The sequence below is a fragment of the 'Nostoc azollae' 0708 genome, assembly GCF_000196515.1.
Taxonomy (GTDB): domain Bacteria; phylum Cyanobacteriota; class Cyanobacteriia; order Cyanobacteriales; family Nostocaceae; genus Trichormus_B; species Trichormus_B azollae.
In genome coordinates, this window is record NC_014248.1 from 704,353 (window position 1) to 726,729 (window position 22,377).

The following is a 22,377-nucleotide window of genomic DNA, read 5'->3' on the forward strand; positions in this document are numbered from 1 at the left end:
AGCTGTTAGTTTTCCTCTATTGCTGAAGAACGACGGCGACGACGGCGATTAGGAGTAGAAGAAGTACTACTTAGTTCCTCTTCATCAGTGAAAGACTCAAATCCAATGGTGCTGGATTCTTGAACAGGAGGATCGATGATTAATGGCTCTAAAGATAGTTCTTCTACCTCAACTTTGGGAATGGGTATTTTGACTTTAGTCAGTTCAGAATTGGTTCTTTCAGAAACCGTTAATTCTGATATTGATTCTGATGTTGATGTTGATTCCGTTGTGGAAGTTGATGTTTGTCCAGGTTGAACAATGTTAAAAATCACAGATTTGGGATTTTTGACTTCTTGCTCCAGTTTTACACTAGGAGAAATTCCCATCAAAGCAAACATATCTTGTTCCTGCACTGTCATTTCTACAGAAACAATTTGCGGAGGTTCTACCACCGGTTTGATGGGATCGATTTTCACTTTGGTGCGTTCAGTTCTTTCTGTCCATCCAGCTTTACCCAGAGTGGGTGTTCGCATAACATCTCTTTCTCGTCGCGTATCGGAGAGCAGAGAGGGAATTTCTGGTGTTGGAGCTATATCACTGTCAGCATCTAAATCTAAATCTGAATCGTTCACAAAAGCCAGTGGCGTACCCAGGCGGTTTTCATCCTTGCCATTAGCACCATTGATACCAATTCGACTACGACGGGTCCGGGTACGACGTTTGTTATCGCCCATTTCCTGATAACTGGGATGGTTAATCAGATGCATAGGTGTTAACTCAGCGTCACCTTCCAATCCTTCCCCAAATGCATCATAGCTTTCCCGTGGTTCTGACATGCGAGTAGATGGCATCCGTGGTTCTCTTTGAGATATGGGTGTTGTAAACCTCTCTTGTATATCTGCTGCGGGAATAGGCATCCGGTTTTCTATTTCCCCTGGTAAGCGCACGGTATGTCCTAAACCGCCACAGGTGGGACAAGTTTCCCCAAACAATTCATAAATATTTTGACCTTGGCGTTTGCGGGTTAGTTCTACCAAACCTAGCTCAGTGAGTTGGGCTATCTGAGGACGAGCTTTATCAGCTTTGAGCGATTTATTAAAATGTTCTAAAACTTGTAGTTGGTCGCGCCGCGATTCCATATCAATGAAGTCAACGACAATTACGCCGGCAATGTTCCGCAAACGCAGCTGTCGGGCAATTTCTGTAGCTGCTTCGCAGTTTGTCCACAAAACTGTTTCTCTGGCTGTAGCGGAGCGCGTGAAGGAGCCAGAATTAACATCAATAACTGTTAACGCTTCCGTTGGCTCAATGATAATATAACCGCCAGAAGGTAGGTCTACTCTGGGTCTTAGGGCTTCCCGAATGGCGGCGTTAATGCGGAAATATTCTAAAATTGGGGAGCGGTCGCGGTGGTGGTCAATGAGTACACCTTGTGGTGTCTGACCTCCACTCCAGTTCTGTAAATACTGCTTAACTCGGCGCAAACCAGTGCTGGAATCAACAACAATGCGATTTACATCTGCGCCATACATATCCCGCAATACGCGCTGGATAAAGTCATCATCCCGGTTGAGTAATGCTGGAGCGCGGGTGGATTGCGCTTCCTGTTGGATGACTTCCCATTGCTTTTGTAGCAATTCTAAGTCTTCAATAATCGCTTCTTCTGGCTTACCTTCTGCCTCTGTTCGCACCAGCACACCCATACCTGCTGGTTTAATTAAAATTGCTAGGGCGCGGAGGCGGTTACGCTCACTTTCACTCTTAATTCGTCGGGATAAATTAACACCCCTGCCATAGGGCATCAGCACTACGTAACGTCCAGGTAGGGTAATGTTACCTGTGAGTCTCGGGCCTTTTGTTCCCGTTGGCTCTTTCATTACTTGTACCAATACTTTTTGCTGTGGTGTGAGCAATTCAGTAATGGCTGCGGAACTGCGCTTGAGTTTGAGTGGACCCAAGTCAGTGACGTGAATAAAACCGTTGCGTTCTGGATCACCAATATTGACAAAGGCTGCATCTATCCCAGGTAACACATTCTCTACTACACCTAAGTAGATATCACCAATTTGATGATGACCAGTGGCAACAACGAGTTCTTGGATTTGATCTTCCGAAAAAACGGCAGCTATTTGATGCTGTTCTGCGATAATAATTTGTTTTGGCATTCAAGTTCCTCAAAAATTGGCAGCACCAATGGGGATTAGAAGACTTTTTATACCTCTAGCCCCTACTGGCAGCCCTACACGGTGCTACTGGTAATAAAAATTCTAAATCTGAGAGAGCTTTCCATAATTGGAAGCTATTAATACTGTAATTGCGTTCACACGCCTGATTATTCCACAACGGCTGCATATGTTTTAAGTAATTAAACCAACCGTCCGTGGTTGATTTTTGATGCAATACTTTCACCATCTAGGGTAATTGTATTGAGCAGGTGTTGTAAAAAGCTAGAGTTGGAGATCAGGCGTAGAGCTATTGGTAGTAATTGATTCACAAGGTCGCTATAGAGAGAGTATTCTTTAATCTGCCTCAGTTTGTCTGGGATTCAATCCTAGAATTTGCACTCTAATATGTTTGCTTTCGCTCCCTGAATATCAGGGTAGTGAACCAACTCATTCAATAATGCAGCGCCAGAAAATTTCTCTTCATCTCATTCTAACGCAACCTTGCTAAAAATCAATTCCCATGATGTATAACATCTGGGCAACTACTAGCAAGCTGCCCTTCTGGGATTATATCTCTAAAAGTAGCCGGTTGCGGTGGATATGCAGGAGGTGAAATTCTGCTTTAGCCACTTTTTCTAAAAAAGATAATAATTGCTCAGGACGCAATATCACACCGTTATGACAACAGCTACCCAAATAACGTAAGACAGCTTTTGATTTGGTTGGGGAGTTATAGGCTTCTATTAATTCTAGATCAAACAAGCGAGCGCGCAGATTTATCATCTGATGTTTGCCTGATTTAGTTATATGTTCTACCAAGAACTCCTCTGTGATTTTGATTGCTTCAATCCACTCCTGCCATTGTTTTGTTGTCACATTACCAACCGTGGACAGTGTGAGCAAATATTCTGCTGCTTGCATTGCTTGGTTAGCTGCGGGCGCTTTTAAATCTATCTCTTCCACTTGGTAGATGGGAATATCTGAGGGTAGTTGGCTGATTAACTGCTCATGAAAACTGCCTAAATCCATTGGTTGAGTTAACTCAAAATCCACAATTTCACCACTGCTGGTGCTACCCAAAGATAAAGCACTGGCTAGAGAAATCCGGGGATGGGGATTAAATCCACCAGTAAAGGCAACTGGTAAACCTGCTCTTCGTATGACTCTATCAAACAAGCGCATTAAATCTAGGTGACTAACTAAAGCCATATCACCATGTTTGCCGAACCGCACTCGTAAACGTTGCAGCTTGGTAGTGTTGGGAATAAAATCACCAGCAAATTTAGGAATCGCAGGTGGCTTAATAAGAATATTGTGACCGAAATCAGTACCACACACACCACAATGAGAACAACCCTCAAAAGAGCAATCGGGAACAATTGCTGCTTCTAGAGCGCGTTTTAGGTCCTCATATAGCCACTGTTTGTCAATTCCAGTATCAATATGATCCCAAGGTAGGGCAATGTCAAGAGGTGATAGCGGAATAGTGATAGGTGAGACTATATCCTGTTCGCGATTCTCTGTTTCCTGTTCCCCGTTGCCTACAGAAAAAAGATTTAACTCGCCATTTTCAACTTGACGGTATTTCCAATCTAGACCAGCTTCAGCGATTGCAGTTCCCCATGCGGAAAAAGCCTGTTCTACATTGTCGTACCAAGAATCCATCCCTGCACCCAATTCCCAAGCACGTCTTAAAACTTTACCTAAGGAGCGATCACCCCTGCCTATAAAGTCTTCCATTGCCGAAAGGCGAATATCAGTAAAATTCACCTTCACATTGCGAATGGGTCGGAATTCTTGTCGCAGTAGGTTTTGCTTGCGCTTAAACTCGGATGTAGAAACCGAATGCCATTGAAACGGTGTATGTGGCTTGGGCGTAAAATTAGAAATCGTCAAATTCAAGCTAAGTAATTTTCTGCCCCTAACGCGGCATTCTTGCTGTAACCAGTTTACCGTTTCCGCAATGCCCAAAACATCAGCATCTGTTTCCCCCGGTAAACCAATCATGAAATACAGCTTGATTTTGTCCCACCCTTGTTCCCAGGCTGTTTTTACTCCCCGCAATAATTCTTTATTTGTCAAGCCCTTATTGATAATATCGCGCATCCGTTGAGTTCCCGCTTCAGGTGCAAAAGTCAAGCTACCTTGGCGCGTACCACCCAAAATATTGGCAATATTCTCATCAAATCTATCCACCCTCTGAGAAGGTAAGGAGAGGGTAATATTTTCATTTTTTAACCGATTTTTGATTTCCATCCCCACTGCTGGCAGAGATAAATAATCAGAACAACTCAAAGATAACAGAGAAAATTCATTGTAACCTGTCGCCTGCATTCCCGCCTCAATTGCTTCTACCACCTGATCTGGTTTCACATCTCGTGCTGGACGAGTCAACATACCTGGTTGACAGAAGCGACAGCCACGAGTACAACCCCGGCGAATTTCGATTGTTAGGCGATCGTGTACTGTTTCAACGTAGGGGACTAAGCCAATAGAATAAGCAGGAATCGGTGTTGCTACTCTGCGGAGAATGCGTCTTGGTACATCAGCACGCAGGGGATGTACTGCACCACCCTCTCCCATGTGATAAAATTGAGGAACATATACACCAGGGATTTGTGCCAAGTCCAGTAAAAGTCCTTCCCGACTTAAAAGAGCCTGTTTACCTTCTGCTAATACCAAGCCAATTTCTGGTAGTAGTTCTTCCCCATCTCCCAAAACAATAAAATCAAAAAAATCGGCGTAAGGTTCGGGGTTAGATGTTGCTGTTTGCCCACCGGCGAAAATCAAGGGCATTGGGGACTGGGAAGATGGATAGGAAGATTTATCTTTCTCCTGCCCCTTGCCTTCTGCCTCTTGCCTCTCTCTCCATGTTAAAGGAATACCCGCCAAATCCAACATTTCTAGGATGTTGGTTGCACCTAGTTCATAACTGAGACTAAAACCTAAAATGTCGAATTCTGTTAGAAAGCGTTTTGACTCTACCGCAAACAAAGGTGTTTGGGTCGTGCGGAGTTTTGCTCCTAAGTCTGGCCCTGGGAGGTAAGCGCGATCACATAATTGATTTGGTTGGGCATTCAAAATATTATAAAGAATGATATGCCCCAAATTAGATGCACCAACCTCATATACTTCAGGGTAAGTTAACACCCAACGTATAGTGGCCTCATCCCAAGGCTTGTGTACTGCTAAACGCTCGTTACCCAGGTAACGGGCAGGTTTTAAAATATCCGGTGTTATTAATTGCTCAACTAAAACAGCCACTTTGCTATCTTCTAGCTACCTTAAATTACAGCTAATCTCCTTCAACTTAGCATTAATTCTGTTTTTCAACCGCATTGCTCATGATTAACTTAGAACTGTTTTACATAAGTTTATATCCTGATCTGTAAACTTATGTTGGGTTATTTGAAGATAAACTGATTTTTCCTCAATTGAGCAGTGCTGGGTAGCGTCTTTGCTAAATTTTTAGGGTGCGGCTCTTTAGTTTAAAGATTGTCATAACTATACTAGAAAATGTGTCTATATATACATTTTTTTTAGGTGACTTAAAAAACAATCTACATAAGATAGTCGAAATGCAGATTAAATCATCTCTGCCCTTAGATATCAGCCTTACTATTGGCTAAAAATTACAGTATCTAAGCCAAAATCTCCTTAAACCCTCTCACTAATTTTTACCTTCAAAATGACAGAAGCAAGGTTGAGAACAAAAAATCTATCTAAAGTCTGTCGTGATCTATATCACTTAAACCCAGATATCTAGATCATTTTTTATACCAATGCTTATCGCAGATAATCAACAACAGTTAAAGTAAGTTTATTCTTTATGATCACACAATACGCGATTCGTCAATTAGTAGAGAAGGCGTTGCACATAAAAAAATTAACGCCAGAAATAGAAAATGAGATTAACTCAGAACTAACCCAACTAGGTTACATCTCTGATGTTGATTATGAAGCTTTAGAACTCTTAATGGCAGAGATGGATGCTGGACGAGTGCAGTTAGTCCCCCGCTGGAGCTAAATTCCACTCATTATCCACCATAAATGCTGAATTATTAAATAGAGTCTTCATAAATTTACAATTGCTGACCATCTTGGGAGGCTTGCCAAAATTGGTAAATGAACTGGTGGAGTTGCTGTTGAGCAGCGAGATCGTTGTCGGCTTTTGGTTCTTTTGGTAAAAGATCACCCAAAAAGCTAATTACTTCTGTATCTAAAGCAGGTCGAAATAAATTTACAGGCCATAACAGATCAGATGCATCTCGCATATCCGTGATCAAGGGTATATCTTGGGTAAAATTAACCAGCATTAAAGGACGCACCCAGCACAAATCTCGAGAAATGACCACTTGAATGACTTCGGCATAAAGATTTCTGTGGCCATAATCCAAAGATAGAATTTGTCCCGGTTGAAAGTTAGAGTTAATATCCATAATCAAGCATTGACAGTATATGCAAGGATTCTGTAGCAGTTTTCTTAATTCTAGAAGTAACGCTAATATAGTATTATGATTACCATTTGATATACAGTAGATTGCAGATCAATGAGGTACAGAATCTCAATTGAAACTTAGACAGAAAGAGAGTTTCACTCCTTACTCCTTACTCATAGTGTATTTCAGTACACAGCACCAGCAATCCTCAGACAGAAAAATTTTTATGCCGGAAATGGGAATAAAATGTTATAAAATTAAGTAAATAAGTGTTAAGCAAACGCTAGGCAGTAACCGCATTGTAGTAAATCAACAATAAAAGAGCAAAGAGTAGTGTCAGTCGAAACCATTGAGAAGCGTTCAACAACCCGCAAGCTCGCGCCTCAGTATCGCGTTTTGCTCCATAACGACGACTACAACTCTATGGAGTATGTGGTTCAGGTGCTAATGACCAGTGTGCCGAGCATTACACAGCCCCAAGCTGTGAATATCATGATGGAAGCCCATAATAGCGGGTTAGCCTTAGTTATTACCTGCGCTCAGGAACACGCTGAGTTTTATTGTGAAACCTTAAAAGGTCATGGTTTAAGCAGCACTATTGAACCTGATTAATAGTCATTGGTCATTGATGAATATATATAAGATTGACTGATGATAATTGACTAATACATGATAAAAATTAATCTATATCAAATCGCTCAACGCCCTGCCCCTTTGAGGCTGGGTTGTTTTATCTTGGTTTTATTACTGCTATGGTTGCCTTTGGCTGTACCAATATACTTGCTAGTACCTTATTCTAATTTAGAAAGCATCTTGACAATCGTCATACTTTATGTTCAGTTTATCTTTTTGCTGAAGCTATGGGGAAAGCAAGTCTATCAGCAACCAAAAATATTAACTCATTATGGTTTAGAGTTTTCCAGTCTAAATGGTGTAAATTTTGTCCAAGGTTTGGCTATTGGCTTAATTAGTATTTTGATTGTATTTAGTTTACAGGGTTTGTTAGGTTGGTTGGTATGGGAACAACCGAAAGTTTTCTTATTGAAAATTATTTTAGAAGGTTTACTAGTTGGTTTCGGTGTTGGTTTTGCTGAAGAATTATCATTTCGCGGTTGGTTGTTGGATGAATTAGAAAGAGATTATGGTTTCAGTTTAGCAACTTGGATAGATTGTATCTTATTTGCTGTCACCCATTTTATTAAACCTTTAGAGTCTATTATTCATACTTTGCCACAATTTCCCGCTTTGGTATTGTTAGGGTTAACCCAGGTATGGGGTAAACGTTTATGTAGAGGAAGGTTAGGATTACCAATAGGTTTACATGGTGGTTTAGTTTCGGGTTATTACATTATTAATGTGGGAAAATTGACAAAATATTCAGGAGTAGTTCCAGACTGGTTGACAGGTGTAAATAATAATCCTTTACAGGGAATATTGGGCGTGTTATTTATGGGTGGACTAGCTTGGTGGATGAGGGGTAAAGCCTTAAAGTTGTATGATTAAATATTTGGTCATTTTACTGTCGTTGATATTTTCTTTGTCTTTCACATCTCCAGCGTTTGCTCTTGTTTGTCACAATTATGATGGATATGAAGTCTGTATTCTTAATATTAAACGCAGTGCTAAGAAATATAGGGAACATAGGGCTGCTATAACTGTTGATGGTGTGAAAGAAAGCACCTGTAGAAGTTCACAATTCTCGTACTAAGTTTAAGGTAAATAAAGATGGGACTGTTTCGGAATTTACAGAGAATAGTCCTGGTGAGATGATTTGTAGTTTTTTTTAAGAACTAATAATAGGATAAATCAACACGTAATCTCTTGTCATGAAATACTTTCGAGCCAAATACCATCAGCTTCTCAAGGTAGACCGGGTTTATTCTATTTATTTCCTGTGGCAAATATGCGCCACATAATAAATGTAGTTATTACCAGATATGCTAGTACAGTTAGCCATTCTTGCCAACGTGATATATCATTCATAAACAAAACTTAGGAGTAAGAAACTGCCTCAAGCACTGTACCAACCAAACAAGCGCGATCTAAATTTACACCGCTGAAATTTGCAGTTTCTAGCTCTGCACAAAGTAAGTTTGCCCCACTTAAATTTGCTCCTGCTAAGTTCGCACCCCGCAAATCAGCTTCTTCCAAATTAGCTTTACTTAATAAAGTTCCTTGTAGATCAGCCTGACTCAAGTCTGCACCTTTAAGATTTGCCCCTGTGAGGTTAGCACCGCGCAAGTCAGCAGCCCGAAAATCAACACCTTGCAAATTTACACTCATCAAATTAGCACCACTCAAGAAAGCACCTGCGAAAGAGGCATCGCGAACTGTAGCACCCATTAAGTTAGCACCACGCAAATTACTACCCCGCAAGTCCGCACTGGTTAAGTTAGCCTGCATCAAGTTTGCTCCCATTAGGTTAGCTCGCAAGTCAGTTTCTTGGAGGTTAGCGCCTATTAAATTCGCGCCTTCTAAATGTGCACCTTCCAGTTTAGAACCTGTAAAGTTAGCACCAACGAGGGTTGCACCGGCTAAGTTGACACAGCTTAAATCTATTTGGGATAGTTCCTCCTCTTCTAAGTCTGCTCCTGGCAGTTGTTTGATTTTTCCTGATCTAATAGCTTCTATGTTCATTGGGGGTAACGATTAATCTTTTCATTGCTTTTACTGTGGCTATCCCATGGAGAATCAAGTAACCACATACCTCTGCTGATTTTTGTTCTCATCAGGGGTAAGTCTAGTCCCTGTTGTAAACCCATCACTAACAAAGTTAGTATATCTATCAGTTTAGGGTCAAAACGGGTAGATTGTTGCTGTCTGCACTCATTTAAGGCTTGAGTAAATACATCTTTTTCACTTGTTTCTGAGTATAATTGTTTGCTAACTTGCCATTGAAAACTTGCTGCTAATGCTAAGATTCTTGACTCTAGGGGAATTTCGTCTCCTGCTAAACCTGCTGGTTGACCTGTTCCATTCCACCACTCAGTTTGGTGGGTGATAATTTCAGCAACTGCTCGCAGTCGTGGCATTGTCCGTAGTGTTTGCGCTCCTGGGACAAGGGAACAGCTTAAAGGACAACTGGGGGCATCTTTTTCGTAACTTGTGGATGCACTGGGAGTGAGTAAGTTTTCTACTCTTTGGAGTGGATCTATACGGTGTAATAACGCGGCAAGACGCAATCTTTTAATTTGCCATGCTGGTAAATCCAATAATTGCCCCATTGTCTCGACAATTGCGACTACTTCTGACGCGGCCATGGGGTTGTTGATCTCTGCTAAATCTACCAGTTGGGCCATCCGTAAAAATGCCTGGATTTCGTTAGAAACTAAGTTACTATCTAGCACTGGGGGAATGGTTAAATTATTTTGTCTTGTTTGCAGGTAATCAACTACGCGGGTAACAACTTTGCTTACATCTTTGGGTGAGATGATGGCAGCTTGAACTGCTTGTTTATGGGTGTTGAGTTTAGTGGTTAGTTCTGGGTTATATTTTTCAATGTGAGCGATCACAAAGTCTGCTGTCTGTCTTACTAATTCAGGCTCAAATGTCCACAAACCATAGAATTTACGCTCTAAATCCGAAGTCGGTAAACCACAACTACCATAATCACTTTCAGATAATTCTTGACAAATTACCATTGCTGTGTATTGGGGTGACAGAATAATCAAGTGCCACTCCTGTCCCACAGGATCATCTGCTTCTAACCCTACTAAATTAACATTAGGTAGCTGACTGGTAGGATGTTCGGCAAAGACAGCATCAGCAGTAGCGATAATCACAATTTCACGGCTTTTTTGGGCAATATCTGCGTATCTATTTGCCTCTTGCAGATACCATTTACCGCGTTGGAATGCCGTTATTACTAAAGGTTGACCTTCTTCAGTTAAAATGTGGTCTTCCAGAGCGTGACACAAAGCGACCAGGGTATTTTTGTAATACACCCTAAAGTGAATCGGCCTTGTACTGTGACGATGGGCTATTTCTAGTTGTTGGAGAATTGAACCTTGTAACATGGAGTTCGAGAGTTGGGGAGTTCGGGAGTCATTAAGGGCAGGTTTTCCCTGCCCACTCAGGACTTCAGGATTTCATTATCCCTGCACGTTGCTTTTCTTTGGCTTCAATTGGTGCAGAAAGTGCTGTTTCTAGTTCGGCACAACCTAATTTTTCTTCTAAGATATTCATAACTTCTCGTCCGAAGTCATTAGGGTTACGTCGCCAAGCTTGTAAACAAATTTCACCAAAGAATGAACCCAATGGTTCAGGATTCCACAGGAGTTTTTTAGCTGTCCAGGGCATCAAACTTATAGGATCATAACCTGGTTTGAGGATACCCTCCTTAAAAGCATATTCTTCCAAGTGGGTATGGGGTTGGAGTCCAATAAAGAAAATTGCAGGTTCGACTTTATCACCACCAAAAATTCGTTCTAGTTCCCGGTGATAAGCAATTGTTTGGCGGATGGTGTCGGGACGTTCGTCAATCACGTTAAAGGAGTAATTGACAGAAACCATATCATTGAAACCCGCTGATTTTAAATCACGGCAATTTTGTAAAACGGTTCGCAGGTTGTAACCCATCCGCATTTTGCGTACAAGTTCTTGAGAACCACTGGTAATGCCGATTTCGAAATAATTCATACCAGTTTTAGCCATCAGGTCACACAACTCTGGTGTTAAGTTGTCTGCTCTAATATATGCTGCCCAATTGATATCAGTCATGCCAGAATCGACAATTTTCTGCAATAGTTCTACAGCATCATCAATATATCTCCGGGCAGGGATAAATTGAGCATCAGTAAACCAGAAGTTTCTAATACCACGATTATATAATTGTCGCATCTCAGCTACGACTTCATCAGCGGGATTAATCCGTACTTGTTTACCTTCAACAACAGTGTAAACACAATAACAGCAGTTGTGGGGACAACCACGCTTAGTTTGGATACCAATGTAGAAATCCTGATCTTGCAAGTAATAGTTAAATTCTGGCCAGATGGTTTCTATATAGTCGTAGTTACAAGCAGTTTTTTCTAGGGGTGTGGGTTGTTCATGAATCAGGCGTTCCCGTGGTTCATTTTCTCCCACTACATAGCAACGTTCATCTCGAAACTCTTGTCCACCTAAAAATTTTGCCAACAGGGTTTCCCCTTCACCTACAGAAATAATTGTTCCTGCTGGTAGGCTTTTACCTAACTGTTCATAAAATACACTGACAGCACCACCACCTACAAGTACACGCCCTTGAGAGTGATATTTTTGGGCGCGTTTTAACCCCCGCTTAATTAGTCCTATGTTACGCCATAATTCGATATAGTAAGCAATGAAGATTCGCAAACCACCTAATGCACCACGCAATTTTATGAATGGGTTTTTAGCATAGTAGAATTCAAAGGCGTTCTGTAGCGGATTACCGCCACGTCCACCCACTGGAGCATATATTTGAATATCCCGCCAAGAAAAGACTAGGAGTGTAGGCTTAAATTCATCAATGTAGGAATCTAGGGCAGCAGCATAATCTAGAGGTGGGACTGTGCCTAAGTCGAAAATCCGCTGTTTAATGTTGGGAAACAGCTTGTGGACATGATCAGAAAGATAAATAACCCCAATGGGAAAGATAGGGTTACAGGGAAGGCGAACGTAAAGTATTCGGTTGTCTATCATAGTTGTTTTACCTGCCATCTTACCAATTTTTAGGGTAAAGCTACATAAGCACCCAGTACACATCTCCAGAAATTAATTAAATATGCGTCATCCAAAACCCTTGTAAAGACTTTCCATGTAAAGCCTCTACCTTCTTTGTTGGAGATGTGCACTTTGAACTTGTGGGTTTGTGTGGTTAATCTTAATTTACCAATATTTATTTTTATTTTGCTTGACTAATAAATGAGCTAATGCTCATACGCGTAAATTGTCTTAGCTTAAAAGTGATAAAAACTGAAATTGCCTGGCACTACAATTAGTGGATGGATCAACACTAACTACTTCATTCGATTTCACTGCGGGTAATTTTAGCAACTATAAAGGAAAAATTAGCTCGCCTCAAAATTACTAAAATCTCAAAGCAAGCTAATCCTTATTGATACTTGTATTCTTGTTCTTCGTGCCTTAGTACTTCGTTTGTCTTAAAGCTGCTTAACTTCCGAAACCAACTTAGCCACCATATCCTTAGCACTACCAAACAACATCGTTGTGTTATCCTTATAAAACAACTCATTATCAACACCAGCAAAACCTGCACTCATCCCGCGCTTAATCACAATAGTCTGCTTTGCCCGATCAACTTCTAAAATCGGCATTCCATAAATAGGACTATTCGTATCATTACGGGCTGCTGGATTCACTACATCATTAGCACCAATCACTAATGCTACATCAGCTTGTTGAAACTGGGGATTAATATCATCCATGTCGTACAACTGGGTATAAGCCACATTAGCCTCAGCCAATAATACGTTCATGTGTCCAGGCATTCTCCCTGCAACAGGGTGAATCGCATATTTAATATCCACACCCATACGTTCTAGTTGATCTGCCAACTCACGGACGCTATGCTGTGCTTGAGCAACCGCCATACCGTATCCTGGTACAATCACTACAGAACGGGCATATCCCAACATCATTGCCCCTTCTTCCGGATCGATACTGCGCACTGTTTGATTACTTGCACCAGCGACTGCATCACCAGTAGCGGTAGACACTGAACCAAAGGCACTAAATAAGACACTGAATAATGACCGGTTCATAGCCTTACACATAATCTCTGTCAGGATTAAACCAGAAGCACCCACCAAAGCACCAGCGATGATTAACATGTTGTTCATCACCACAAAACCCGCAGCAGCAGCAGCTACACCTGAGAGGGAGTTCAACAGGGAGATTACCACGGGCATATCACCGCCACCAATTGGTAGTACAAACATCACACCCAATACCAAGGAGACAGCTACCACCGCTAAAAAGATGGGTAAACTATCCGGCGACATGATTAAATAGGCACTTCCGGCTATATATGTACCTAAAAGGAAGAGGTTAAATGGTTGTTGCAAAGGAAAGGTTATCGGTGTGCCACTAACTAAACCTTGCAATTTCGCAAAAGCGAGAAAACTTCCAGTTAATGTCACACCACCGATTAACACATCCAACAACATGGAAATGTTGACATGAAGGGGAATAGGTTGAGAACTTCCTAATAACCGCGAAAATTCGGCAACTGCTATAAGTGCGGAAGATGCTCCACCCAAACCGTTGAGTAAACCCACCATTTGTGGCATTTCGGTCATTTGCACTTTGTAAGCTACAACAGCACCAATAACTGAACCAATGGACAAACCTACTAAAATCATTTCGTAATTTAATACTTGCTGATCTAGCATTGTTGCGATAATTGCTAACAGCATTCCCACCGCAGCGACAAGATTACCGTTTCTGGCTGTAGCTGGTGAACCGAGTTTTTTCAAACCTAGAATGAATAATGATGCAGCGACTAAGTACGTCAGCTGAATCCCAGTGGGTAAAAAGTCGCTCATGCTTTCACTTCCTTTCTTTTGAACATTTGTAGCATTCTATCTGTAACGAGGAAACCACCGACAACGTTAACCATTGCCAAAATTAGAGCTACTAAACCGAGAATTACAGATAAATCGGTGTTCTTCTCCCCCGCAGCAAGTATTGCACCAATTACGGAAATACCTGAAATGGCGTTTGAACCCGACATTAAGGGAGTATGGAGTGTGGGGGGAACTTTGTTGATAACTTCAAAGCCAATGAAAGAGGCTAAGACGAGTACAAATAAGGCGGCGAGTAATGCTTCTGTCATGTCTATTTTGGATTGAATGAAGAATTGGGTTTCGCGCAATCGCTTTTAGCGTTCGTCTAAAATGCTGGAGGCATATCTCCTAAGAGTCGTCGCTAAGCTGCAAAGACGTAAAGAAAGGGAAGGAATATATCTCATCCATTCATCTGTGTTCTAAATCTTTTTGCGCTGGTGGTTAAACTGTGGCTGTCTGTAGGGCTTCTTTGATTCGTTGGTTTCTAATTTCTACACCATGAGTAATGCAAGCTGCGTCTACGATGTCATCACCAAAGTTGATTTGCAAGGCTTTGTCCTTGATTAGTAGTTGCATTAATGAGGTAATGTTTTTTGCATACAGTTGGCTGGCGTGTACTGGCATGGATGAGGGGAGATTGATGGGTCCAATAATTGTTACGCCGTTCCAAACTATGTCTTTACCTGGTGCAGTACAAGCGCAGTTTCCACCCTGTTCTGCAGCTAAATCCACAATCACAGAACCGGGTTTCATTGCTCTTACCATTTCTTCTGTCACGAGAATGGGGGCCTTTCTCCCTGGTACTTGGGCTGTGGTAATTACTACATCTGAGTTTTTGACGTGGGTGGCTACTAGTTGTTGGGTACGTTTTTTGCTGTCTTCGGAGATTTCTTTGGCATAACCACCTGCGGCTACGGTGTCTTCTTCTAGTTTGACTTCTATGAATTTCGCGCCTAAGCTTTGTACTTCTTCTTTCACGGCTGGGCGAATATCAAAGGCTTCTACTACTGCTCCTAGTCTACGGGCTGTGGCGATCGCTTGCAATCCTGCTACACCTGCTCCCATAATAAATACTTTGGCTGGGGCGATCGTCCCAGCAGCGGTGGTTAACATTGGAAAATATTTTGGTAATGCTGCTGCTGCTAACAGTACGGTTTTATATCCTGCTAATGATGCTTGGGAAGATAAAGCATCCATGCTTTGCGCCCTGGTAGTACGAGGGATTAATTCCATACTTAACGCTGTAATTTGCCTATTTGCCAATTTCTGCGCTATGACAGGATTACCCAAGGGATTCAAAAAGCTGATTAAAACTGATCCTGGTTTGAGTAAGTCAATTTCTGAACGTCCATCTTCTCTATCTTGGGGAGGACTTACTTTCAGTAATATATCCGCCTCACTCCATAATGTCGCTACATCACTGATAATTTTTGCACCTGCTGCTTCATAGTCTGCATTTGTGAAATATGTTTTGTCTCCAGCACCACTTTCTACATAAATTTCTAAACCCTGTTTGACCAATTTAGCTACAATGTCAGGAATTAATGACACACGACGTTCACAAACTTCAATTTCTTTAGCAACTGCTATTTTCATGGAATCTCCTGAAGATAAATACCTACATATCTACTAACTATGGAATTCCTCTGTTGAAGGATTTCCGCGACTTATGGTATATAAGCGGGTAATGTCAGCCCTGATTTTTTTAGTAGATTTCAAATTCAACTCTGTCTTCTCCACTCTTAGTTTCTCTCCCCCAGCAAAGCTTGATTATGTCAATGAAAAAGCATATACCTATCCTAGATAGTTGGATACTAATTTACTTATTGCACATCTTATGGTCTTTTTCTAATGTTATATATATGTCTTCAGATTATTTTCGGGATTGATAAAGTTTGCTATTTTTTGTTGGCATCATGCAATTTTCATTAAATTTCGCCACTTTAGCTTTCTTGCAATTATTAATTGTTAATTTTTTATGAGTTCATTCCTATTGGTAAATAATCTCAGGGATTCCTAAAATACTAATACTTGAGAGGGTTAATACCAACACATGTAGATTATACCTCTTGCAGAATTAATTTTATGTATGTTATAATGGAGGTATTATTTTTTTAGCCAAACGAAAGTTATATTTACACAGTTATGTTTGAAATACTGAACACAAACAACACCAAAAATACATAAAATCTAAAAATTTCTATCATACCACAGAAAGAATTTTACAAGATGTCTACTTGATTCTGGTGTATATAGAAGACAAAACTCAGTTTACAATACATCTGATTAGCCACGGCAGTCAACTAGAAAGTTTCAGTCTAACCAAATTTATCGCAATTTCACTAGCGATCGGCGAAGTTATATTTCAACTTTTATGAATTTTCTTATATTTCTCAATATTTATTTATATATACTCAGGAACATTTAAGCAGATAACCTAAATTTGATGTAAAACATCAAATCTACAACGATAACGATCAGGAGATAAAATTAAGTTCCTTACCCCACATCCTACCTACACCCTGCACCCTTAATTTTGGACGCACAAGACACTTTAATTGTGATTTTCCGTCTATCTTCAATCATAAAGTAGTAAAGTGTAGTTACGAATACTAACGTGACTGTTACTTAAGATTACAGAGATAATATTTATTTAGAGGATGCCTAACTATGCGACATTTACTTTCGGCTTTGGCTGTTACTGGTTATTTGTTGACAAGTCTTACTGCTACTAGTGTGGCACAAAGTTTACCCGGCTTAACATTGTTAAGCGGTGTTAAATCAGAAAATCAGCTGCCCTTCCGCTTAGATTTTGGTGGACAAACAGCTTCGACAGACAGATATATACTCCGACTGCCTGCCAAAAAAATGAAATTGGCAGTGGCTCAATTTGCCATTACTTACCCTAAATATTATAAAGGCACCTTTGACACCAAAAAGGTCGAAGTTAGAGTCAAAGATAAAAGCGTGCCCCTGAGTGAAGTGAAATGGGACAAAGAAGGGCGGGTAATTGAAATATTACCCCAGAAACTAGTACCAGCAGGTACCAACGTTGAGTTAGTCCTATCTAACGTACAGAATCCCACCTTTGGGGGAATTTTCTATTTCAACTGCCAAGTTCTCTCCCCTGGAGATGTACCACTACTCCGTTACCTTGGTTCTTGGATTATCAGTATTTCTTAAAAAGGGAATAGGGGATAGGGAACAGGCAAAAGAATAAATTTCTCTCCAGTCCCCAGTCCTCAGGAACTCTATCCAGAAATATGTTTAGATTGCCTGAGAAGTAGTAAGATTAGAGATTGTGACTTTTTATAAAAATCGGCTAAGAGGAGAAAGGTATGCAAAGGACATTGGGCGGCACTTGTCGTAAGAGAAAAAGAACCTCTGGGTTTCGTGCCAGAATGCGGACACCAGAAGGTAGAAACGTGATTAGCGCCAGAAGAAGAAAAGGTCGTCATCGTCTGAGTGTTTAGGGTAAATTCACCAATAAACAGCCGTTGTGCCTTTGCCCAAAGCATATAGACTAAAATCCCTACGGGATTTTCAGGCAGTTTTCCGAGAAGGAATTCGGTGTCATAGCTCTCATTTCACTTTGAGAGCTTTAAAACCGTTGGGTGTAAAACGACCTTCTATGGATGCTGCCGATGTCACAACAAAACCAACTAGCTGTGAAAATTTAGCCACGACTAAAATTGGCATTTCTATTAGCACCAAAGTCAGTAAAAGAGCAGTAGTTCGCAACCGTATTAAACGGCAAATTGCTAAAGATTTGTATCAATTAATACCTAATTTAGTGCCGGGATGGCGGCTAGTCATAATTGTGAAGCCAAAGGCAGCAGAATCTGAGTGCGTAAGCCAACAATTTCTGCAAGAATTAGAGCAGTTATTGGCAAAAGCTGAGGTCATAAATGGGTATTCGTGAAGAAATTTATTATGAAGGTGGCCCCCATATTGGGGATTTGATTCTCAATTTATTAATTGGGCTAACCTTGGTTGGTTTGCCATTGACTATTGGCGCAATAGTCAGAGCGTTGTGGTTGCGTTTTCGCATCACTGATCGCCGAATTGCGGTGATGGGTGGTTGGATGGGACGCGATCGCACTGACGTAATTTACTCAGAAATCGTCAAATTAGTGAAAATACCACGTGGTGTTGGCTTATGGGGAGATATGGTAGTTACACTCAGAAACGGCACTCGTTTAGAAATGCGGGCAGTTCCCAACTTTCGGGAAGTTTATGAATACATTAACGAAAAAGTTGCTGCTAAAAATCCCCAATACAGTGCTGCTAAACAGTAGTCATTCATAAACTGTGTATATCAAGACCAATCAAATAGGAAAAAGATGGTGGGTAGGAGAGTAAAGAGTGGGAGATAAAGAGAGGAAGAGGACAAATTTACCCCCCAGTCCCCATCCCCCAGTCCCCAATCTCCATTGGGCGGCTATCCGTAGCGAAGCATAATCGCTAATAAATGACTATTTAGATAAATTAGATTCAGTTCAATTTACAGTACCTCAGGTTGGATTCAGAATAATGGATTTTGGTATCGGATTTCTCTCGAACAACGTGATGCTGCCAATCATAGACTTCTTCTATGGTTTTTTCCCTAGCTATGGATTGGCGATCGTTGCCTTGACATTGATAATCCGCTTTGCGCTCTATCCCCTGAGTGCTGGCTCGATTCGCAGTATGCGACGAATGCGGGTTGTCCAGCCTGTGATGCAAAGGCGGATGGCAGAAATCAAAGAGCGTTATAAAGACGATCCGCAAAAGCAGCAAGAGGAAATGGTCAATGTCCAAAAAGAATTTGGCAACCCCTTGGCAGGGTGTTTGCCATTACTTTTACAGATGCCTGTCTTACTGGCACTGTTTGCTACTTTGCGGGGTTCACCATTTGCGGGAGTTAACTACTCTGTTAACCTGCAAATATTACCCGCCGAACAAATCGAACGCATTCAACCCCAAGCCTTTGCCACTGCTCCCCAAAATATCTACATTGCAGATGGGGAACACACAAAAATTACCGCTATCCTCCCTAGTGGTAATAAGTTGGCAGTAGGAGAAAAGACAAAAGTCCAATATCAAACAATGGAGGGCAAACCATTTGATTTGCTCTTAGCAGAACATCCAGAAACCAAATTGACTCCTGAATGGAAAATCATGAAAGGGGAAGATAGGGTAAAAATTGATGCCGAAGGCAATATAGAAGCCTTACAGCCAGGAGACGTGACAATTCAAGGCTCAATCCCAGGACTGGCGGCAGATAGAGGATTTCTGTTCATTGATGCTTTAGGTAGGGTAGGCGCACAAGATCCTGATGGCACAATTCACTGGGATATTGTGGCGATGATTGTCTTCTTTGGCATTAGTCTTTACGTCAGCCAAATGCTTTCTGGGCAGAATTCCAGCGGTGGGAATCCTCAGCAGGATACGGTTAACAAAATTACCCCTGTAATCTTTTCGGGGATGTTTCTGTTTTTCCCACTACCTGCTGGTGTGCTGATGTACATGGTGATTGGCAACATTTTCCAAACCCTGCAAACCTACATTCTTTCCCGCGAACCTCTACCGGAGGAGTTGCAAAAGTTGGTGGTTCTCCAGGATAAGGAAAAAGAAGCAGCAACCGCAGAAGCTAAAACTTTGCCCTTTGAGCCAAAAAGTTCTAAGAAAAAGGCTACAGGCTGATTATGAGTTACATTTCCATGCAGCATGTTGAAGAATGGTTAACACAATTGCTGCAACTCACTGGTATATCTACTAATGTTAGAGGGAATTTGGATGCTACTCCAGCTATTGGGGTAGGTTCTCAAGAACCGGATAGTTACTGGTTGACAATTGATGAAACGAATTTGATGCCAGAACAAATCAGGATGTTGACTGGTGCTGGTGGTACTGTGTTGGATGCGATGCAGTATCTAGCAAATTCGGTGCTGAATTTGCATCAACCAGAACACGCACATACATCTTATACTATTGAGTTGAATAGCTACCGTGTTAAACGACAAGCAGAAATTAGTGCTTTAGCAAAAACAGCGGTTCAAGAAGTGCGTTTTTCTGGACGAGAAGTGGAAATTAGATCCCTCAGTTCGGCCGAACGGCGACAAGTTCACAACTTTCTGAAGGAATTTCCAGATTTGGAAACCTTCAGCCGAGGGAAAGAACCCCATCGTAATTTGGTAGTTCGACCTGCGACTGAACCACCAACAGATCCTGGCTATTAGAGCTAAAATCAAAGTGTAGTAACAGCAACTTTGCTGATTATCAATCATAATTTTGCGTGAGGATATCTCACAAATCCTATGGACGCTATTTTTATTCCGCAGCTAACTAAAGCCCCGGAGCGGACAGAGGAAATTCAAGTTAATGAGTCTCTGCCTGGTCTGGAAACTTTAACCCCGGTACGTGGAGTTATCCACGTACAGCATCAGGGGAATTATTTAGAAGTTTCCGCTCAGGCAGAATCAATTATTACTTGTACCTGTAACCGCTGTTTGCAGCAATATAATCAACGTTTGGCTGTTAATACTAAAGAAATTATTTGGTTAGATCCAAATGCTAATCAAGCCGAGGACTTGCCTTTAGAAAGGGAAGTGGCTATAGAAGATTTAGTGGAGGCGGTTTCACATGATGGTTATTTTTATCCTAGTGAATGGCTGTATGAGCAAATGTGTTTAGCAATTCCCCAGCGTCAATTGTGCGATCGTAAATGTCCAGGTATTTTGGATGCTGTTGCTAGTATTTCTGAGGAGATTATTGATAATCGTTGGTCTGCTTTGGAAAGCTTGAAAAAGCAACTTCCAGAATAGTAAAATAAAGTCAAGTAAGGAATTTGAGTTATGGCTAGTGAAACTATCACGACTTAAGGACAAGTAACTATCCCAAAAGAAATTAGAGATTATCTCAACCTTGCTAACTCTGTCAAGGTTGATTTTTTCATTGATGAAAATCGGATAGTCAAACCTTATTCCTCTAAATATTCCTGTTCAAGGTTTATCCGGGATTTTACATCGTCCGGGTATGACTCCCGCAACTTTAGAGGATATGGAAGCAGCACTTAGAGAACGATCAAGTGATTGGAGTTGATACAAATATTTTAGTGCGCTACCTGACAAAATATGATTAACAACAGTGGGAACAAGCTGCTGAAATCATTGAAGCTGCGGAGGAATGTTTTGTTGCTAATGTAGTTCTCTGTGAATGAGTCTGAGTTTTACGTGGTAAACCTGATCAATTTACTAGAGAAGAAATTTAAGCACCTAAATTTTATTCATCCGAGTGGAGCTTCTAATAGTGCTTTGAAAAAGTTGATAGGAGATTCCGTCAACGGATGCAAATAAAATGCCTTACTAACGTAAAGTAATGATTCAAGAGTTTGGAAAATCGCCCATATCTGGCTGAGATTGAAATCTCAGGCTAATAGCAAAGTTCGTTTCAAGACGACTGAGAAAATATTTGATTATTTAGAATAATTTAGAATTATTTAGTAAGTTTGAACGGACTTCCGTTATGAGACTGGGAATGAATTCCCAGACATATCAAGCTGCTAAACGATAATACCGATATTACCCCTTCTTCTCCTCTTCCGTTGCATCTTTGCGTCTTTGCATGAGATAAAAAACAATCTTGATGAAAAAATATAGTAATATTACAATGATAAAAAAGTTCGAATCAGAAGAAAGTAGCAACAGGAATACCTAATAGAAATGGACGTAATCACCAAAAAACTACGATCTCATTCCGTATTAAATTATGATGGTAAAACGCCTATTCAAGATATATTCAGAATTCAGCCAGCCAAGTTAAATCCTGTAATCAGTGTTGAAGGAGAACCTAGAAATCAAGTAATATATGGCGATAACTTAAACGTGGTTCGCAGGTTATTAAATCATGATAGTGCTAACAGAAAAGTTAACTTAGTTTATATTGATCCGCCATACTCAACAGGTAGCAGTTCTGAGTCTCGTAATAGAAACCATGCTTATCATGATCTCATGGAAGGTGCAGAATATTTAGGATTTTTGCGCCAACGTCTGATTAAAATCAGAGAACTTTCATCAGAAAGCTGATTTTATTCTTTTTTATACAAAAACAGATAACTATCTATGGAACCAAGCCTTTGAGAATTGGAAAGAAGAGGCGTTTAAAAAAGAAAATCAATATGTAGAACAAGAAGCAGGAAGAATATATAAAAAATTCCCTACCTATGCTCCAGGAGTAAGAAAAGAAGCAACTGGTTAACCTTAA

General features: G+C 40.8%; 20 protein-coding genes and 1 pseudogene. 12 read left to right on the plus strand and 9 right to left on the minus strand.

Annotation, left to right across the window (positions count from 1 at the left end; translation table 11 throughout):
• Nucleotides 1–5: 5 nt before the first annotated feature.
• Together rne and AAZO_RS03285 are read right to left on the minus strand one after the other, a co-directional pair.
• Nucleotides 6–2,147 carry a ribonuclease E gene (gene rne, locus AAZO_RS03280; protein ID WP_013190154.1) on the minus strand — a complete coding sequence of 714 codons (2,142 nt, stop codon included), beginning with the start codon at nt 2,145–2,147 and terminating at the stop codon, nt 6–8.
• 567 nt (nt 2,148–2,714) lie between these two features.
• Nucleotides 2,715–5,411: a TIGR03960 family B12-binding radical SAM protein gene (locus AAZO_RS03285; RefSeq protein ID WP_013190156.1), complete on the minus strand. Its 2,697-nt coding sequence runs from the start codon at nt 5,409–5,411 to the stop codon at nt 2,715–2,717.
• 565 nt (nt 5,412–5,976) lie between these two features.
• On the opposite strand from AAZO_RS03285, the gene AAZO_RS03290 reads away from it, so the two are divergent.
• Nucleotides 5,977–6,174 carry a hypothetical protein gene (locus tag AAZO_RS03290; protein WP_013190157.1) on the plus strand — a complete coding sequence of 66 codons (198 nt, stop codon included), beginning with the start codon at nt 5,977–5,979 and terminating at the stop codon, nt 6,172–6,174.
• 55 nt (nt 6,175–6,229) lie between these two features.
• On the opposite strand, the gene AAZO_RS03295 is transcribed toward AAZO_RS03290, so the two are convergent.
• Nucleotides 6,230–6,586 (minus strand): hypothetical protein, encoded by a 357-nt coding sequence (locus AAZO_RS03295; RefSeq protein WP_013190158.1) that lies wholly within the window; start codon nt 6,584–6,586, stop codon nt 6,230–6,232.
• 333 nt (nt 6,587–6,919) lie between these two features.
• On the opposite strand from AAZO_RS03295, the gene clpS reads away from it, so the two are divergent.
• Nucleotides 6,920–7,198 carry an ATP-dependent Clp protease adapter ClpS gene (clpS, locus tag AAZO_RS03300; protein ID WP_013190159.1) on the plus strand — a complete coding sequence of 93 codons (279 nt, stop codon included), beginning with the start codon at nt 6,920–6,922 and terminating at the stop codon, nt 7,196–7,198.
• 57 nt (nt 7,199–7,255) lie between these two features.
• Complete coding sequence (locus tag AAZO_RS03305; RefSeq protein WP_013190160.1) at nt 7,256–8,089, plus strand: CPBP family intramembrane glutamic endopeptidase; 834 nt, start codon at nt 7,256–7,258, stop codon at nt 8,087–8,089.
• Nucleotides 8,090–8,578: 489 nt separating this feature from the next.
• Here the strand turns inward: AAZO_RS03305 and AAZO_RS03310 are convergent, their stop codons facing one another.
• The 6 genes from AAZO_RS03310 to AAZO_RS03335 all read right to left on the minus strand — a co-directional run bounded on the left by AAZO_RS03310 (nt 8,579) and on the right by AAZO_RS03335 (nt 15,729).
• Nucleotides 8,579–9,223 (minus strand): pentapeptide repeat-containing protein, encoded by a 645-nt coding sequence (locus AAZO_RS03310; RefSeq protein ID WP_013190163.1) that lies wholly within the window; start codon nt 9,221–9,223, stop codon nt 8,579–8,581.
• Nucleotides 9,220–10,602 carry a DICT sensory domain-containing protein gene (locus AAZO_RS03315; RefSeq protein ID WP_013190164.1) on the minus strand — a complete coding sequence of 461 codons (1,383 nt, stop codon included), beginning with the start codon at nt 10,600–10,602 and terminating at the stop codon, nt 9,220–9,222. The genes AAZO_RS03310 and AAZO_RS03315 overlap by 4 nt, the downstream gene beginning before the upstream one ends.
• Before the next feature lie 64 nt (nt 10,603–10,666).
• Nucleotides 10,667–12,247 (minus strand): photosystem II high light acclimation radical SAM protein, encoded by a 1,581-nt coding sequence (locus AAZO_RS03320; protein WP_420807044.1) that lies wholly within the window; start codon nt 12,245–12,247, stop codon nt 10,667–10,669.
• Nucleotides 12,248–12,708: 461 nt separating this feature from the next.
• Nucleotides 12,709–14,112 (minus strand): NAD(P)(+) transhydrogenase (Re/Si-specific) subunit beta, encoded by a 1,404-nt coding sequence (locus AAZO_RS03325; RefSeq protein WP_013190166.1) that lies wholly within the window; start codon nt 14,110–14,112, stop codon nt 12,709–12,711.
• On the minus strand, nt 14,109–14,402 hold the full coding sequence (locus tag AAZO_RS03330; RefSeq protein ID WP_013190167.1) for an NAD(P) transhydrogenase subunit alpha part 2: 294 nt from the start codon (nt 14,400–14,402) through the stop codon (nt 14,109–14,111). Before AAZO_RS03330 ends, AAZO_RS03325 begins: the two co-directional genes overlap by 4 nt.
• A gap of 172 nt (nt 14,403–14,574) precedes the next feature.
• Nucleotides 14,575–15,729 (minus strand): Re/Si-specific NAD(P)(+) transhydrogenase subunit alpha, encoded by a 1,155-nt coding sequence (locus tag AAZO_RS03335; protein WP_013190168.1) that lies wholly within the window; start codon nt 15,727–15,729, stop codon nt 14,575–14,577.
• Between the two features lie 1,074 nt (nt 15,730–16,803).
• On the opposite strand from AAZO_RS03335, the gene AAZO_RS03340 reads away from it, so the two are divergent.
• The 9 genes and pseudogenes from AAZO_RS03340 to AAZO_RS36595 all read left to right on the plus strand — a co-directional run bounded on the left by AAZO_RS03340 (nt 16,804) and on the right by AAZO_RS36595 (nt 22,199).
• Nucleotides 16,804–17,316: a DUF2808 domain-containing protein gene (locus tag AAZO_RS03340; protein ID WP_013190169.1), complete on the plus strand. Its 513-nt coding sequence runs from the start codon at nt 16,804–16,806 to the stop codon at nt 17,314–17,316.
• Nucleotides 17,317–17,471: 155 nt separating this feature from the next.
• Complete coding sequence (rpmH, locus tag AAZO_RS28515) at nt 17,472–17,606, plus strand: 50S ribosomal protein L34 (protein WP_013190170.1); 135 nt, start codon at nt 17,472–17,474, stop codon at nt 17,604–17,606.
• A gap of 26 nt (nt 17,607–17,632) precedes the next feature.
• Nucleotides 17,633–18,055: a ribonuclease P protein component gene (gene rnpA / locus AAZO_RS03345; RefSeq protein ID WP_013190171.1), complete on the plus strand. Its 423-nt coding sequence runs from the start codon at nt 17,633–17,635 to the stop codon at nt 18,053–18,055.
• Nucleotides 18,042–18,431, plus strand: coding sequence for a PH domain-containing protein (locus AAZO_RS03350; protein WP_013190172.1), 390 nt, complete (start codon nt 18,042–18,044; stop codon nt 18,429–18,431). Before rnpA ends, AAZO_RS03350 begins: the two co-directional genes overlap by 14 nt.
• Before the next feature lie 235 nt (nt 18,432–18,666).
• On the plus strand, nt 18,667–19,818 hold the full coding sequence (gene yidC, locus AAZO_RS03355; RefSeq protein ID WP_013190173.1) for a membrane protein insertase YidC: 1,152 nt from the start codon (nt 18,667–18,669) through the stop codon (nt 19,816–19,818).
• A 2-nt stretch (nt 19,819–19,820) separates the two neighbouring features.
• Nucleotides 19,821–20,354, plus strand: a complete 534-nt coding sequence (locus AAZO_RS03360; RefSeq protein WP_013190174.1) for a Jag family protein — start codon at nt 19,821–19,823, stop codon at nt 20,352–20,354.
• 78 nt (nt 20,355–20,432) lie between these two features.
• On the plus strand, nt 20,433–20,939 hold the full coding sequence (locus AAZO_RS03365; RefSeq protein WP_013190175.1) for a YceD family protein: 507 nt from the start codon (nt 20,433–20,435) through the stop codon (nt 20,937–20,939).
• A 69-nt stretch (nt 20,940–21,008) separates the two neighbouring features.
• Nucleotides 21,009–21,216: pseudogene (locus AAZO_RS36590) on the plus strand (AbrB/MazE/SpoVT family DNA-binding domain-containing protein).
• A gap of 620 nt (nt 21,217–21,836) precedes the next feature.
• On the plus strand, nt 21,837–22,199 hold the full coding sequence (locus AAZO_RS36595; RefSeq protein ID WP_228371472.1) for a site-specific DNA-methyltransferase: 363 nt from the start codon (nt 21,837–21,839) through the stop codon (nt 22,197–22,199).
• The last annotated feature ends 178 nt before the right edge of the window (nt 22,200–22,377 follow it).